Source organism: Stenotrophomonas mexicanensis, from assembly GCF_032911605.1.
GTDB lineage: Bacteria > Pseudomonadota > Gammaproteobacteria > Xanthomonadales > Xanthomonadaceae > Stenotrophomonas > Stenotrophomonas maltophilia_A.
In genome coordinates this window covers 19,522-35,437 of record NZ_JAWJTG010000004.1, presented here as the reverse complement: position 1 = coordinate 35,437, position 15,916 = coordinate 19,522, and the positions used below count along the sequence as shown (strand labels likewise).

Genomic DNA, 15,916 nt, shown 5'->3' with positions numbered 1-15,916 from the left:
AGGCGGGGTTTTTCATGCGCTGCAGACCGGACTCAGTGCGTCCACTGCGGCATCGGCATCGCATCGACCGGGATCGGCGAATTGGCATCGTCGTGGCCACGGTCGCGCTTGCTGCGCAGATCGTTCTCGATCTGGTAGTTGCGGCGCTGCATCCACGCATCGCGTACCAGCGAGTACTCGTCCACGGCGGTGTCACGCAGGTCGTCGATTGCCAGCAGCTGCGCGCGGGTATCGACCAGCTGCATGCCCTGCAGGCCGATGCGGATCTTGTCCTCTTCGATGCGGCGGATCGGTGACAGCGGAATGTCACCGGCCAGGCCGAACACATCGCGCACGGTGCGAGGGCCGAAGAACGGCAGTTCCACGTAACGCGAACGACGCCAGCCCCAGGCACCCAGGGTCTGCCCGAAGTCCTCATTGCGACGCGGCACCATCGCCTTGCTGGCCGGATCGAACAGGCCGCCGATACCCAGCGTGCTGTTCATCAGGAAGCGGCCGAGGCTGTCCCACGCATCGGCACCGCGGCCCTGCAGCAGCTGGTTGGTGATGGTCACCGGTGCGCGCAGGTTGCTGAAGAAGTTGCTGACGCCGGTGCGGGCGAAGCGCGGCACCACGTGGGTGTAGGCCGTGGCCAGCGGGCGGGCGATGCCACGGTCAACCGCGTTGTTGAACGTGTGCACCTTGCGGTTGAACGGTTCCCACGGATCGTAGGCTGCCGCGCTGCCAGTGTTGCCGGCACCGCCGTAGAGGGCATCGAAGTCGTCGTCACCACCGGGGGCGGTCGCCGCCGCGGCCCTGGCCGCATCGGTGTCGGCGCTGCGGGCCGGTGCGGATGGCGGCGTGGCCGACGCAGGTGCGGCAACCACGGCTGTTGCCGGTGCGGCATCGACCGTAGCGGTATCGGCGGTGGCGGCAGAGGCCTCGGCGATGGTGCTGGCCGGGACCACGGTGCTGGCTGCGGGCGCATCGCTGCGTGCGGGCTTGCCGGCGCAGGCGGTCAGGGCGGTGGCCAGGACGATCAGGGGGAAAGTGCGTACGACGTTCATGTCAGCTCGCAGCAGAAGTAGCGTTGAAATCCAGGTCGGGCGACAGCCGGTAGGCTGCGCTCAGCTCGTTGTAGCCGGCCGGCGCGCCGGAGACTGCCAGCGGGTGACCGCTCTTGCGCGCACGTGCGGCCAGCTCGGCCAGCAGCGCCAGGCCGGCGCTGTCCACGCGTTCGACCTCACCCAGCTCCAGCCGTGACAGCTTTGCCGGCAGGGCCTGCAGCTGCGGCCACAGTGCGATCACCGCGGCACGGTCGAGCACCCCGCGCAGGCGCAGGGTGTCGCCTTCCAGCAGCGCCAGTGCGTTACTTGCCATTGCCCGCGGGCCCGGCCTGCATGCTGCCGCTGTGCAGTTCGTTGGCCACCTGCTTGATGCCCTTCTGGCGCAGCGGGGTGTCGAACTGGTTGCGGAAGGTCTGCACGTAGGAAATGCCTTCGATGTTGACGTCGAAGATCTTCCACTGGCCGTTCACGTTGCGCATCCAGTACTCGACCGGGGTCGGTTCGTTGCCGGCGCGCACCAGTTCGGTGCTCACGCGCACGCCACGATTGCCCGGCAGCGGGCTTTCACCCTTCAGGCGGAAGCTCGGCTTGCCCTGGATGTTGAGCAGGGTGGAGCCGTAGCGCTGCATCAGGCTGTCGGCCATGGCATCGGCGAACAGCTTGATGTCGGCGTCGGAGGCGCCGCGGGCGTGCGGGCCCAGCACCAGGCGCGCGGCGTAGTCGCGGTCGAAGGTGCGGGTCAGCTCGCTGTCGATGTAGCTGCGCAGGCTGGCCGGGTTGCTGGTGAACTCGCTCTTGCGCTGCTGCAGCGTGGACAGGATGCGGCTGCTGGCATCGATCACCACCTTGCCGGCCTGGCTCTGCGTTGCGGCAGCGGCAGGCGCAGCGGCCTGGGCCTGGGCCAGGAACGGGGTGGCCGCCAGCAGCGCCGAGGCGAGCAGGGCCGGGATCAGTTTCATCTTCATGGTTGCGGTTCCGTTGCAGGCGCCTGCGCGCCATCGTTGGGCTTCTGAGCAGCGCCGCCACCGGCACCGCCACTGAACATGTACTTGCCGACCAGCTGGATCAGGTCCACCGCCGGCTGGGTGAAGACGATCTCGTCACCGGCCTTCAGCACGTCCGGATCACCGCCCGGCTGCAGACCGATATAGCTCTCGCCGAGCAAACCGCTGGTGAAGATGCCGGCCGAGGTGTCCGCCGGCAGGTCCTTGACCTTGCTGTCCATGCGCAGGGTGACGATCGATTCGAACTTCACCGGGTCCAGGTCGATCGAAGCGACCTGGCCGACAGTGACCCCGCCGATCTTCACCGGCGCCTGCTTGCGCAGCTGGCCGACCTGGGAGAAGCGTGCCTTCAGGTCGTAGCCTTCGCTGCCCCAGCTCCAGCGCTGGTTGGTCGAGGCCACGGCCAGCACCATCAGCGAGGCCAGGGCCAGCAGCAGGAAGGCGCCGACGGAAAATTCGAGTCTGGGACCGCGGATGGCCATGTGGATTACCTGATCGAGTCGTTGTGGCCGCGCGCGCCTGCGCACCGCCGGTGGAGGGGTTAGGTGAACAACATTGCCGACAGCACGAAGTTGAACATCAGCACCAGCAGTGAAGCGTTGACCACCGCACGGGTGGTCGCCACCGAAGTGCCTTCAATGGTCGGCTCGGCGTGGAAACCCACATAGGCGGCAACCAGCGCGGCAGTGCCGCCGAAGATCGCCGACTTCAGCATTGCCACGCCGAAGTCGTCCCAGAAGTCCACGCTGTTGCGCAGCGCCGACCAGAACACGCCGTTGTCCAGGCCCAGCACGTGCACCGCTTCGAAGTAGCTGGCACTGATTGCAAGCGAACAGAAGATGCCGGTCAGCAGCGGCACGGTCAGCACCGCCGCCCAGAAGCGCGGCGCCACCGCCTTGGCCACCGGGTCGATCGCCATCAGCTCCAGCGCCTTGATCTGGTCGGTGGCACGCATCAGGCCCAGTTCGGCGGCGATCGAGCTGCCAGCGCGGCCAATGAACAGCAGCGCGGTCAGCACCGGTGCCAGTTCGCGGTACAGCGACAGGCCGAGCAGGGTCGACAGTGCGTCGGCCGCACCGAAGGTGGTCAGCGTGCGGTAGCCCTGCAGGGTCAGCACCAGGCCGACGAAGGCACCGCCGACGGCGATGATCGGCAGCGAGCGCGCACCGATCTTGTAGATCTCGCGGGTCAACTCGGCCAGGAAATCACGGGTCGGCAGCGAACCGCGCAGCACGGTCAGCGAGAACAGGCCGGCACGACCCAGCGAGCGGGTGGCTTGAACGAACGGCATCAGGCGACCCTCGCGCGTGGCGCGGCATCGAACGGGATGGGGCCATCGGGCTGGCCGTGCAGGAACTGCCGCAGCAGCGGGTCCTGGCTGGACTGCAGTGCCTCGGGCGTGCCCTGGAACACGATGCCGCCATTGGCGATCGCGATCACCTGGTCGCAGATCGGCAGGGTCTCGTGCACGTGGTGGCTGACGATGATGCTGGTCAGGCCCAGGCTGTGGTTGAGGCGCTGGATCAGGCTCATGATCACCCCCGAGGCGATCGGGTCCAGCCCGGTCAGCGGCTCGTCGTAGATCATCAGTGGTGGGTCCAGTGCCAGCGCGCGGGCCAGCGCCACGCGGCGCGCCATGCCGCCGGACAGCTCACGCGGCCAGGCATCGGCGGCGGCCAGCAGGCCCACCGCATGCAGTTTCATCTGCACCAGCCGGCGCAGTACCGCAGTGGGCAGGCGGGTGTGGGTGCGCAGCGGCAGCGCCACGTTCTCGGCCACGGTGAGGTCGGTCAGCAGGCCATTGCCCTGCAGCAGCACGCCCACGCTCTTGCGCATTTCCAGCAGCGCGCCGCTGTCATGCGGAATCGGCTTGCCGAACAGGGTGACCTCGCCGGCGACCGGGCGCAGTTCGCCGGTCAGCGCCGCCAGCAGGGTCGACTTGCCGCTGCCGGACGGACCCAGAACGGCGGTGATGCTGCCCTTGGGCACCTGCAGCGACACGTCGCGCAGGATCGTGCGTCCGCTCCGGTCGATGCGGACGTTGGATAACTGCACCAGACTGGAGGTGGAAGCCGACATGGGCACCATTAACGTTTTTTAGACATCGAAGGATCGGGCCCGTCGGCTGAACATAAGCAGACTGGACGGTGCAGTATTGTTGCACGACAAGCCTCGGCGGAGGCCGGGACAATCGGCCGGCGTCCCGGAACAATCCGTACCGCTGGCGGCCCAACCATTGAATACTGCCTGCTGTCCTGCACACTGTGCATGATGAGTGACCCAGGCAGCGATTTCCGCCTCTACCATTCCAACTCCCTGGACGTGCTGGCCGCGCTGCTGGCGCGCAATGTGCGGGCGCCCGTTCCTGGCCAGCCGCTGCTGGCACCGGAAGTGGTGCTGATCCCGCAGGTAGCGATGCGGCGTTGGCTGCAAGCGACACTGGCCGCCGAGTTCGGTGTGGCTGCGAACCTCGAATTCCTCACCCCGGGTGAGTTCGTGGCGCGCGCGCTGAAGGCCAACATCAGCGGCGAGCAGGACGACCTGGACGCGGCCGGCCTGCATTGGAAGCTGTACCAGGCCCTGCGCGACCCGGCGTTGCTGGCGCAGCCACCGATGCGCGCGCTGCAGTCCTATCTTGCCGGCGATGACGCATTGAAGCCGTGGGCGCTGGCTGGCGAGCTGGCCTCGGTGTTCGAGAAGTACCAGGCGTGGCGCCGCGACTGGCTGCTGCGTTGGGCGGACGGTGCCGATCCGTCCGATCCGCAGGCGATCCTGTGGCGCACCATCACCCACGGCCACGACTACCGCGCGCGCCGCATCCAGGAATACCTGGACCGTTTCGAAGGGGCCGGCCAACCCTTGCCGAAGGGCTTGCCACCGCGCATGTCTGCGTTCGCGACGCTCAACATCTCGCCCGATGTGCTGCGGGTGATGGCCACCCAGGCACGTGTTGGCGAGCTGCATTTCTATATGCCCACCCCGGTGCAGTCGTACTGGGGCGATCTGCAGACCCTGGCCGAGCGCCTGCGCAGCGGCGCGCCCGATCCCTTCGGCGAAGCAGCCGGCGAAAACCGCCTGCTGGAAGCCTGGGGCGCGGCCGGGCGCGACTTCATGGCGGTGCTGGGCAGTTACGAGGTGGTGCATCCGGCCGGCGAAATCGCCGCCTATTCCGATCCGGAGGACGACACCCGGCCGACCCTGGACGAAGGCGGCCTGTCCGACAGCCTGCTGCATCGCCTGCAGCGTGACCTGTTCCACCGCCGCGCACTGCCCTCGGGTGAGCTGCGTGACGGGCTTCGCAGCGACGACCCCAGCCTGCAGGTACACGCCTGCCATACCCGCCTGCGCGAGTTGCAGGTGCTGCACGACCAGCTGCGCAGCCTGCTGCAGGACCCGCGCTTCGACCCGCCGCTGCAGGCGCGCGAGATCGCGGTGCTGGCGCCGGACATCGATCCCTACGTGCCGTACCTGGAAGCGGTGTTCGGCGGCCGTGGTGGCGAGGAGGAGCACATCCCCTATGCGCTGGCCGACAGCAGCCCGCTGGCCGGTGAACCGCTGGCTGATGTGTTCGTGCACCTGCTGGGCCTGCCGGTCTCGCGCTTTGGCCTGAATGAAGTGCTGGACCTGCTGGCCAGCGCGCCGCTGGCCGAAGCGGCCGGGCTGGAAGCGGTGGACTTCGACCGCCTGCATGGCTGGCTGCAGCAGGCCGGTGCACGCTGGGGCCTGGATGCGAAGCACCGCCACCAGCACCAGGCGCCGGCGGACGACGCCTACACCTGGCAGTTCGCGCTGGATCGCCTGGTGCTCGGCCATGCCACCGGCAGCGAGGCCGACCTGGCCGGTGTCGCACCGTGGATCGAACTGGAAGGCGGCGCGCTGGACGCGCTGGACCGGCTGCTGCGCCTGCTGCGCGTGCTGGCCATCTACCAGCGTCGCCTCGGCGAGCTGCTGACCCCGGCGCAATGGCGACAGCGCCTGCTGTCGTTGCTGGATGCACTGCTGCCCTCCGCGCCGAGTTCACCCAACAGCCAGCGCGCGCTGGAGCGCCTGCGCAAGCTGCTCAACCAGTTCGCCGAGGATGCTGCCAAGGCCGGCTTCGCGGAAGGTGTGCCGCCGGAGGTGGTGCGTGCGCACTTCGCCGGCGCGCTGGGCGAGGCCGATACGCGCGCACCGCTGCTGACCGGTGGCATCAGTTTCGGCCGCATGGTGCCGATGCGCCTGCTGCCGTTCCGGGTGATCTGCGTGCTGGGCCTCAATGATGGCGATTTCCCGCGCCGTGACCCGGCGGCCGGTCTCAACCAGCTCACCGCCGAACTGGACACGCCGCGCCGCCGACCGGGCGACCGCTCCACCCGCGAAGACGACCGTTTCCTGTTCCTGCAGCTGTTCGCCGCCGCGCAGGAGGTGTTCTACCTCAGCTACCTCGGTGCCGATCCGCGCGATGGCAGCGTGCGCGAGCCGTCGGTGCTGGTCAGTGAACTGATCGATGCCGCCGCTGCGTATCACCTCGATCCGTCTGCGACGGTCCGCGACTTCACCGTGCGCCATGCCTTGCAGCCGTTCTCGCCCGCCGCGTTCGGTGACGGCGACCCACGCCGCTTCAGCTATCGCCGCCAGTGGCATCCGGCGGCCGGTCGCCTCACCGGCCAGCGCGGTGGACTGCAGCCCTGGTTCGACGCACCGCTGCCGCCGCCGCTCGATGACGCAGTGGAGGACGAGGTCGCGCTCGATACCCTGCGCCGTTTCCTGTGCGACCCGGCCGGACAGTTCCTCGCACAGTCGCTGGGCCTGCGCCTGGCCGACGATGTCGAGGAGGTCGATGACCTGGAACCGCTGGTGCTGTCATCGCGCGGCCCGGAAAAGCGCAGCGTGCAGGCGGCGGTGGTGCGTGCCACGCTCAGCGGCGATACCGAGCCGTTGTACCCGCGGCTGCGCGCGCGCGGCCTGCTGCCGTCCGGCCCATTGGGCGAGCGCCAGTTCGAGGGGGAGCAGTTGAAGACGCGCCCGTATGCCAGTGCGTTGCTGGGCTGGATGCAAGGCGAACCGCTGGAAAGCCGTCGCTACGAAGTGGACATCGACGGCGTGCGCCTGCATGGCCGCGTGGCCGATCGGCATCCCGAGGGCTTGGTGCGCCTGCGCGCCGGTACCCTCAATGGCAATGCAGTGATCCGCCAGGGCCTGGACTGGCTGCTGGCCAACGCCGCCGGCGATGCGTTGCCGCTGGTGCAGTTCCACGATGGCGGTGACGCCGGTCCCGGCCCGCATGTGCTGCCAGCACTGAGCGCCCCCGCTGCACGCGCCGCGCTGCGTGCGCTGCTGCAATTGCGCCAGCGCGGCCTGCGTGAGCCGCTGCGCTTTGCCCCGTACACCGGCTGGGTGCTGTACAACGCGCCGGCAGAAAAACAGCGCAGCGAAGGCTGGAAGCAGTGGCATGGCAGCGACCGCAGCTGGGGTGAATCCAGCAGCGACGCCTGGCAGCTGCTGCTGCGCGGTGCCGACCCGTTTGCCACCGATGCCAGCTATGCCGAGCTGCTGCGCAACAGCCAGGTGGTCTTCAGCGCGGTGCGCGAAGGCCGCACTCTCGGTACCGAAGCACGCCAGGAGGGCAACGCATGAACACCGCCATCGCAGACAAGGAAACCCAGCGTATGGCGGGCGATCCCTACCTGGCCCTGCCGCTGGACGGCATCCGCCTGATTGAAGCCAGCGCAGGCACCGGCAAGACCTTCACCCTGGCCACGTTGTTCACCCGCTTGGTGGTGGAGCAGGGCCTGCGTATCGGCCAGATCCTGGCAGTGACCTTCACCGATGCCGCCACCCAGGAACTGCGCAAGCGCATCCGCGAGCGCCTGGCGCTGGCCGCGCGCCTGGTCGATCTGGAACCGGCCGAGGGCGAAGCGCCAGACCTGCGGTTGACCCGCGAGGTACTGCAGCGCCATCTACAGGGCGGAACCGAGAGCGCGGTCGCACTGAAACGCCGCCTGCAGGTGGCTGCCGACGAGATCGATCTGGCGTCCATCTTCACCATCCACGGCTTCTGCACCCGCGTGCTGCGCGAGCATGCACTGGAAAGCGGCCATACCTTTGATCCGCCGGAACTGCTGGCCAGCGATCGTGAACTGCTGGAGGAGCTGGCCGCTGATCTGTGGCGCGTGCATGCCAATGACCCGGCCACATTGGAGCCGCTGACCTGGCTGTGGTCCAACCCGGACGCGCTGGCCGCCGATCTGCGCGCGCTGCTGGGCACGCCGCCCCTGCACCCGTTGCCACAGCCGGTGACGCTGGCTGATCCACACCCGGCGCTGCAGAGCGCGGCCGAGGCACTGTCCGCAAGCGTGCGCGAGCATGGCGAGCAGTTCTTCATCGACCTCTGCGATGCGGTCGACAACAAGTGGATCAACGGCGTGTCCTACAAGCTGGGCTGGCTGCATCCGCTGGGCCGGCAGATGATGGCCTGGGCCGAGCGCGGCGACCCGCGCGAGCTGCTGGTCAGCGAGCGCCTGCCGGCGCTGCTGCCGGCGGTGCTGGCCGACAAGACCAACAAAAAGTTCCCCGACCGCACGCCATCGTCGCCATTGCAGGCGCCGTTGGCGCGCTATGTCGCGCTGCTGGCCGAACGCGATGCCTGGTTGCGTGGTACCGCGTTGAACTTCCTGCACGCGCTTCGCGCCGAAGCCATGCAACGCCTGCAGGCGCTGAAGCGCACGCGCCGGGTACAGACCTACGACGATCTGATCGATGGCGTAGCGCTCGCCCTGGAAGGCCCGCAACGGCTGACACTGGTGAAACAACTGCGTGCGCAGTACCGCATCGCGCTGGTCGATGAATTCCAGGACACCGACGATCGCCAGTGGGGCATCTTCCACACCGTGTTCGGCGATTCGCCGGAGGTGCGTGAACTCGGCCTGCCACCGGCGCTGTTCCTGATCGGCGACCCCAAGCAGGCGATCTACGGCTTCCGCGGCGGTGATATCCACACCTACCTGAAGGCCAAGCAGGTGGCGCAGCAGGCGCCGGTGCTGGACCAGAACTTCCGCTCGCGCCCGGCGGTGCTGCGCGCGCTGCAGGCGCTGTACGACAACGGTGGCGAAGACGCCTTCCTCGAACGCGACATCCAGTTCGAGCCGGTGCGCCCCGGTAGCGTGCGCATCGACGAGGACTACCAGCGTGATGGCCATGCCGCCACGGCACTCACCCTGCGCGTGCTGCGCAGTGGCGGTGACAAGGCGATGAGTGCGGACGCCTCGCGTGATGCCGCGACCCAGGCCTGCGTGGCTGCGATTCACCAGATCCTGGTCGAGGCGCGTGCAGGCAATGCCGTGTTGCGTGGGCGCCCGGTTCAACCCGGTGATATCGCGGTGCTGGTGCGCTCGCATCGCGAGGCCACGCTGGTGCAGCGCGCGCTGGCAGCGGTCGGCATTCCCGCCGTGGCGGCCGGCAAGCAGAGCCTGTTTTCCACCCCTGAAGCGCGTGATCTTCGTGCGCTGCTGCTGGCGCTGCTGCAACCGGCTGACGAAGGCCGCCTGCGTGCGGTGCTGGCCACCGTGCTGCTTGGCCAGCGGGCAAGTGCGATCGCCGCGATGGAGCGCGAGGGCGACCTGCAACGCGAGTTCCAGGCACAGCTGCTGAACTGGCGTGAGCGCTGGCAGCGCGGCGGACCGTTCGCAGTGATCGCCGACGTCTGTGCCGCACAGGGCGAACGCTTGCTGGCGCTGATCGATGGCGAGCGCCGCCTGACCAACTACCTGCAGCTGGGCGAACTGCTGCAGGAAGCCTCGGCGCAGGCGCTCGGCATGCACGGCCTGCTGGACTGGCTGCAGGGCCAGATGGCCAGCGCCGACCAGGATGACGAGCAGCAGCTGCTGCGCCTGGAATCGGATGCGCGCCGCGTACAGATCATCACCCTTCACAAGAGCAAGGGCCTGGAGTATCCGCTGGTGTTCCTGCCCTTCGTCGGCATCGACGGCGGCGCACCGAACACCGCCTCGCACTGCACGGTGCACGTCGGTGGCCAGCGCCAGCTGCATTGGAAACTGGACAAGGACGAGGCCTGGGAAGCGGCCAGCAACCAACGTGAGCGCGAGCAGCGGGCCGAGGATGCGCGCCTGCTGTATGTGGGACTGACCCGTGCCGAGCATGCGCTGTGGATCGCCGTGGGTGATCTGGCCGGGCTCGGCAGGACGCGGCTGGCGCCGCTGCTGGGTGACCTGCAGGCGCTGCGCGCGCATGCCGACGTGCACATCGATGACAGTGAGGCACCGGCCGCGCTGCCGCAGCTGGCGGCTGAAGTGGAGGGTGACCTTCCGGCGGTGCGTGCCCTGACCCGGCGCGTACCGCACGACTGGTGGGTGTACAGCTTCACCCAGCTGGCCCACGCAGATGCTGGTGTTGGCAACGATATCGAAGCGGCGGCCACCGAGTTGCCGGCACCGGCGGCCGACGAACCGGCCGGCCCGGAACTGCCGCTGGAACCGGCGCTGCCCGAACCCACCGTGGCCGCCGAAGACAGCACACCGGTCGACCCGCGCTTCATGGGCAGTCGCTTCGGCAACGTGCTGCACGAAGCGATGGAGAACGTCGACTTCGCCGCATGGGGTGACTGGCAGCCAGGTCTGCAAGCCCCTGAGGGCCAGGCCGAGGTGCTGCGCAAGGCGCTGCACGACGAAGGCTATGCCGATGTCGACCTGGACGATGGCGTGGCGGTGCTGGTGCCGCTGGTGGGCCACACGCTCACCGTGCCGCTGCCCGAAGGCGGTGCGCTGCACAGCCTGGGTGAAGGCGAGCGTCGCGCGGAAATCGACTTCCATTTCGCCATCGAGCCGACCACGGTGCCGGCGCTGCTGCAGGTGCTGCATGCGCACGGTGTTTCCAGCACGCGACGCGGCTTCGGCCAGCGCCGCCGGTTGGAAGGGCTGATGACCGGCATGATCGACCTGACCTATGTGCGCGACGGGCGCTGGTACGTGCTCGACTACAAGTCCAACCGCCTGCCCGGTTACAGCCGGGACCTGCTGGCCATTGCCATGCGCCACAGCGAGTACGACCTGCAGGCGCTGATCTACACCGTGGCCCTGCATCGCTGGCTGCGTTTCCGCCTGGGTGCGGCCTACGACTACGAGCGCGACATGGGTGGCATCCGCTACCTGTTCTGTCGCGGCCTGGATGCCGCCGGCAACGGTGTGCATGTGGACCGCTTCCCGTTGGCGCTGGTGGATGCGCTGGATGCATTGTTCGCCGGTGGCGAGCAGGCCCAGGCCGAACTGGCCGCGCGTGCGCGTGGAGCCAGCGCATGAGCCTGCTGAAGGAACTGCACCAGAAGGGCCAGCTGCGCACCCTCGACCATGCACTGGCGACCAGCCTGCAGCGGCTGCGTGACGACACCCCGGAAAGCGTGGCGCTGGCGGCCGCGTTGGCCTCGCTGGCGGTGTCGCAGGGCCACGCTGCGTTCGATCCGGCACAACCGCAGCGGTTGCTGGAAGGCGTGCCCGAGTGGCCTGCCGCGCAGGACTGGCTGGCGCAGCTGCGCGCATCGCCGTGGGTGGCGACGCCGGAGCAGGCCGATGCCATCGCCGAGGATGCACCGCTGGTGCTGGAAAACGGGCTGCTCTACCTGCGCCGCTATCGCGAGTACGAGCGCCAGCTGGCGGCCGGCCTGCAGCGCATTGGTCGGCATCCGCTGCCGGCACCGGACATGGCCGCGCTGGCACCGCTGTTCGCGCAGCTGTTCCCGCAAGCATCGGGCAGCGAGGATCACCAGGCACGCGCCGCCGGCGTGACACTGCGCCATCCGCTGGCGCTGGTCACCGGCGGCCCCGGCACCGGCAAGACCACCACCATCGCGCGCCTGTTGCTGCTGCTGGCGGCGCAGGCCCGGCACGCCGGCCAGCCGCTGCCTGAGGTGGCATTGGCCGCGCCTACCGGTCGCGCCGCCGAGCGCATGGCCGAGAGCCTGCGCGTGGCTGTGCAACGCCTGCAGGAACAAGGGCTGGACCCGGCGCTGTGCGCGGCGCTGCCCAGTACCGGCACCACTCTGCATCGCCTGCTCGGCGTGATTCCCGATTCACCGCGCTTCCGCCACCACGCCGACAATCCGCTGCCGGTGGATGTGGTCGTGGTCGACGAAGCCTCGATGATCGATCTACCGATGATGGCCAAGCTGGTCGACGCGATCGCCAGCGGCACCCGGCTGATCCTGCTCGGCGATCCCGATCAGTTGCCCTCGGTCGAGGCCGGCGACGTGCTCAGTGCGATCCTGCGTGCCAGCGGTGACGGCATCGGCACCCGCGCCGATGACGCCCAAGCGCTGCACGGCCTGCTGGCGCCGGCCACCTTGCAGCCACAGGCCGCACCACGCGCCTTCGCCGGCCGCCGCGTGCAGCTGCAGCGCGGTTACCGGCAGAGCGATGCACTGGACCTGGCACCGCTGGCGCATGCCGTGCGCGAAGGCGACAGCAGCACCGCGCTGCAGCTGCTGCGCAGTGGTGAACTGGCCGGCGTGCATTTCCACGAAGGCGAAGCCGATCCGCTGCGTGGCCAGCGCGAGCACCTGCTGGGCCACTGGCGCGCGCTGGCCGACGCCGCCGATCCGGTACTTGCCCTGCAGCAGGCCGGACGCCTGCGCGTGCTGACCGCACTGCGCGAAGGCCCGCAGGGCGCGCGCGGGCTCAACAGCCGCATCGAACAGCTGCTGGCCGGCAACACCCCCGGCTACTTCCAGGGTCGCCTGCTGCTGGTCACCGAGAACAGCTACCGTCATCGCCTGTTCAACGGCGATATCGGTATCTGCCTGCGCGATGGCAGCGGCGCGATGGTGGCCTGGTTCCCCGGAGACAGCGTCGACCAGCCACGCGCCTTCCACCCGGCCGCACTGCCCGCGCACGAAAGCGCCTTCGCGATGACCGTGCACAAGGCACAGGGTTCGGAGTTCGATGAAGTGTGGTTGCAGCTGCCGCGCCAGGACAGCCGCGTACTGTCGCGCGAACTGGTCTACACCGGCCTGACCCGTGCCCGCCAGGTGCTGCATGTGGCCGGCAGCGCGGACGTGCTGCAGGCGGCGTTGAAGCGCCATGCCAGCCGGTTGGGTGGCCTGGCCTGGCGGCTGGGTGTGGAAGAAGTGGCCGAAGCACCGGCGCACATCGAACAGCTCACCGTGCAGGGCACGTTGTTCTGAAACGGGCGCGATGCGCCCCCTGTAGAGTCGAGCCATGCTCGACTGCGCTGCAATAATGCAGTGCCGAGCCATGCTCGGCTGATGGGCCATGGAGTCGAGCATGGCTCGACTCTACAAAAGCGCGTTCTGATCGCTTCGGCGTTCATCCACGCATGGCGTGGATCTACGCGATCAGTACCAGGCCATCCGGAAACACGATGGCTGCTTCATCAGCACTCACGTCGAAGAAGCCCACGCCGTGCTTCTCGGCCAGGTCCTGCACGCGGCCGTGCGCGCGCTCGGCCACCGAATAGGCGAACGCGCCGTAGATCACCTGACTACCGATGCTGTACTCGGTCACCTCAGCACGATCATCGTCGTCATTGCTCAACGGCCCGTTCATTGGCGGAAATTCCTGTGCCATCTCCGCGAACCACGCCTGCAGCGCCGGGCTGCTCACCGCCGGGTCGTCGTACTCGTGGCGCTCGTTCCACTGCGTCTGCTTCTCGAACCAAGCGATGAAGGCCGCCGCTTCACGCGGGGCGGCGCTGGCCTCGAACACCATCATGTCGTAACTCATTGAACCGTCCTGTTGCAGCGCCAGGGTCGGATCCCTCTCCGCAGGAGAGGGCTCTGACCCCTGCGCGGAGTCTGTGGACGCACAGGGTAGCGCGCTACGGCTGCGTCGCTGTGCGCATCGCCAACCCCGGCGCCAATGCCTTCGCCTCCGGGAACAGCGCGAAGCGCAGGCCGATCAGGCCCATCAGGGCTTCATCGCGGGCCTTGCAGGCGGCCACACTGCCGACCCGGCCCAGCGAGGTATCCAGCCGCTCCCGCAGCGCCTCGGCCGCCACAATCGGTTTGTGCGCGGCGATCTGACGGCGGTAATGCACGGCGATTTCTTCCAGGATGTGCTCGACCGCTTCGCGGCTGCGTTCGGGCAGTTCCAGCCGTGCGCGACGCAGCTGCAGGATGTTCAGGCCGATGCGCGCTTCGTTGAGCATGTCCACCGAGGCGATGTCGCTGCCCTCTGGCGTCGCCGCCAGGCGCGGCGCGAGCAGGCCCAGCAGGTCGAGCATGCGTGCGGCGAAGCGCTGGCGGTCCTGCTGGCCACGGCCTTCGGCGGCTTCGGCCAGCGTGGTCCAGCCCTGCCGCACCAGGCGGCGCGCGGTCCACTCGGCACCTACCGAACGGAACAGGCGGGTCATCACCACCGCAAAGCCAATGCCGATGAACATCGCAATCGACGAGTTGAGGAAGGTCTGGATGTTGGCGCTGTAGGTGTTCTGCAGGCTCAGCAGTGCGGCCAGGTTCACCGTCAACGGCAACGCGAACAGCGCGCTCTTGGGGTGGTGCAGCATCAAGCCCAGCGGCAGGAACGCCACCGCCAGCACCAATGCCAGCAGGCCGAAGTCGTGCACCGCCGGGAACACACCGAACAGGTACACACCGGCCACCACCGAGGCGACCATCGCCCACACCAGGAACGACACCATGCTCGGTGCCGGGTCGTCCTGTGCAGCGAAGAATGCAGCGGTCACCGCGGCCATCATCGCGCCGTTGCCACCACCTTCCCAACCCAGCGCGATCCACAGCACGCAATAGCTCATCAGCGCCACGCCGGCACTGAGCGCGGAGAACAGCGCCATGCCGTAGTCGACGTGCTTGTCGGCGGCCACGCGTTCGGTGCGGATGCGGTAGTGCGCGCGGTCCAGCGGCGCGGTGCCGTGGTCGATCGCGTGCTGCAGCGTGCGGCAGTCCTGCCACAGGTCCACCAGTTCCTCCAGGCGCAGCAGCAGGCTGGCCAGCTGCAGATGCTGCAGGTCGCGGTCCACCTGCGGCTTCAGTGCGCTGATGCGCGCGCGCAGGCGGGCGTACTCGCTGGCGTTGGTCGGCCCGTCCAGCCAGTCGTGGATGTCATCGACCAGCGCCGGCAGGCCTTCGGGCAGGGCGTGGCCATCGCTGCGCAGCGCGCTCAGGCGGTCGGCAATCGAGGACAGCACCGGCAACAGCAGCAGCATGCGCTCGCGCAGGCGCTCCATCGACACCGCCGAACCGGCATGGCGCGGATCATCACGGCGCAGGAATTCGATCAGCGCCTCGAACTGCACCAGGTCGGCGGCCAGCCGGTTGCGTGGCGCATGCGCGCGGCCACGTTCAAGGATCTGCCGGCACCACTGCGCGGCGTCCTCCATCCAGTTGCCGATGCGCGCGCGCAGCATCGGGCGTACCGAGGCCGGGAACAGCAGCGAAGCAAAGAGCACTGCCACCACCGTACCGAGGATGATCTCCTCGCTGCGTGCCACCACCGTGTCGAAGATGGTTTCCGGCGAGGTCACTGCCGGGAAGCCGATGAAGGCGGTGGTGTAGCCGGCCAGCAGGAATGCGTAACCGCGCGGGCCACGGTTGAGCAGGGCCATGAACAGGCACCCGGCCAGCCAGATCGACATCGCCGCGCTCAGCACCAGCGGCGTTTCCACCAGCGCCGGCAGCACCAACAGGGTGGCCAGGCCCGCCACCAGCGTGCCGACGATGCGGTACACGCCCTTGGCCCGGGTGGGGCCGAGCAGTGGTTGGCTGACGATGTACACCGTGCCCATCGCCCAGTACGGGCGCGACAGGTTGCCGGCCATGGCGATGTACAGCGCGGCTACCGCGGCCAGGTAGGTCTTGATCGAGAACAGCCAGGCCTGGCGGTCGGTCAGCGCGTTCATGGC

Annotated in this window: 11 protein-coding genes; 3 read left to right on the top strand and 8 right to left on the bottom strand. The window is 68.5% G+C overall.

Annotation, left to right across the window (positions count from 1 at the left end; translation table 11 throughout):
• Positions 1-32: 32 nt before the first annotated feature.
• From R1L06_RS03425 to R1L06_RS03400, 6 genes are read right to left on the bottom strand one after another with little or no spacing between them, the layout of a single operon-like run.
• Positions 33-1,046 carry an MlaA family lipoprotein gene (locus R1L06_RS03425; RefSeq protein WP_317216918.1) on the bottom strand — a complete coding sequence of 338 codons (1,014 nt, stop codon included), beginning with the start codon at positions 1,044-1,046 and terminating at the stop codon, positions 33-35.
• 1 nt (position 1,047) lies between these two features.
• Positions 1,048-1,359 (bottom strand): STAS domain-containing protein, encoded by a 312-nt coding sequence (locus R1L06_RS03420; protein ID WP_032128488.1) that lies wholly within the window; start codon positions 1,357-1,359, stop codon positions 1,048-1,050.
• The gene (locus R1L06_RS03415; protein ID WP_010487479.1) at positions 1,349-2,011 is read right to left on the bottom strand and encodes an MlaC/ttg2D family ABC transporter substrate-binding protein; all 663 of its coding nucleotides are present in this window, start codon (positions 2,009-2,011) and stop codon (positions 1,349-1,351) included. Before R1L06_RS03415 ends, R1L06_RS03420 begins: the two co-directional genes overlap by 11 nt.
• Entirely contained in the window at positions 2,008-2,532 is a 525-nt protein-coding gene (gene mlaD / locus R1L06_RS03410) for an outer membrane lipid asymmetry maintenance protein MlaD (RefSeq protein WP_010487482.1), read from the bottom strand. Before mlaD ends, R1L06_RS03415 begins: the two co-directional genes overlap by 4 nt.
• Positions 2,533-2,591: 59 nt before the next feature.
• Positions 2,592-3,341: an MlaE family lipid ABC transporter permease subunit gene (locus R1L06_RS03405; RefSeq protein ID WP_005414955.1), complete on the bottom strand. Its 750-nt coding sequence runs from the start codon at positions 3,339-3,341 to the stop codon at positions 2,592-2,594.
• Positions 3,341-4,129 (bottom strand): ABC transporter ATP-binding protein, encoded by a 789-nt coding sequence (locus R1L06_RS03400; RefSeq protein ID WP_010487485.1) that lies wholly within the window; start codon positions 4,127-4,129, stop codon positions 3,341-3,343. The genes R1L06_RS03405 and R1L06_RS03400 overlap by 1 nt, the downstream gene beginning before the upstream one ends.
• Positions 4,130-4,318: 189 nt before the next feature.
• Here R1L06_RS03400 and recC point away from each other — a divergent pair, with 189 nt between their 5' ends.
• From recC to recD, 3 genes are read left to right on the top strand one after another with little or no spacing between them, the layout of a single operon-like run.
• Positions 4,319-7,666, top strand: coding sequence for an exodeoxyribonuclease V subunit gamma (gene recC, locus R1L06_RS03395; protein ID WP_317216917.1), 3,348 nt, complete (start codon positions 4,319-4,321; stop codon positions 7,664-7,666).
• Entirely contained in the window at positions 7,663-11,343 is a 3,681-nt protein-coding gene (recB, locus tag R1L06_RS03390) for an exodeoxyribonuclease V subunit beta (protein ID WP_317216916.1), read from the top strand. The genes recC and recB overlap by 4 nt, the downstream gene beginning before the upstream one ends.
• Positions 11,340-13,220, top strand: a complete 1,881-nt coding sequence (recD, locus tag R1L06_RS03385) for an exodeoxyribonuclease V subunit alpha (protein ID WP_317216915.1) — start codon at positions 11,340-11,342, stop codon at positions 13,218-13,220. The genes recB and recD overlap by 4 nt, the downstream gene beginning before the upstream one ends.
• Positions 13,221-13,383: 163 nt before the next feature.
• Here recD and R1L06_RS03380 read toward each other — a convergent pair whose 3' ends face one another.
• Entirely contained in the window at positions 13,384-13,779 is a 396-nt protein-coding gene (locus tag R1L06_RS03380) for a hypothetical protein (protein WP_049446855.1), read from the bottom strand.
• A 94-nt stretch (positions 13,780-13,873) separates the two neighbouring features.
• Positions 13,874-15,913: an FUSC family protein gene (locus tag R1L06_RS03375; RefSeq protein WP_317216914.1), complete on the bottom strand. Its 2,040-nt coding sequence runs from the start codon at positions 15,911-15,913 to the stop codon at positions 13,874-13,876.
• Positions 15,914-15,916: the final 3 nt, after the last annotated feature.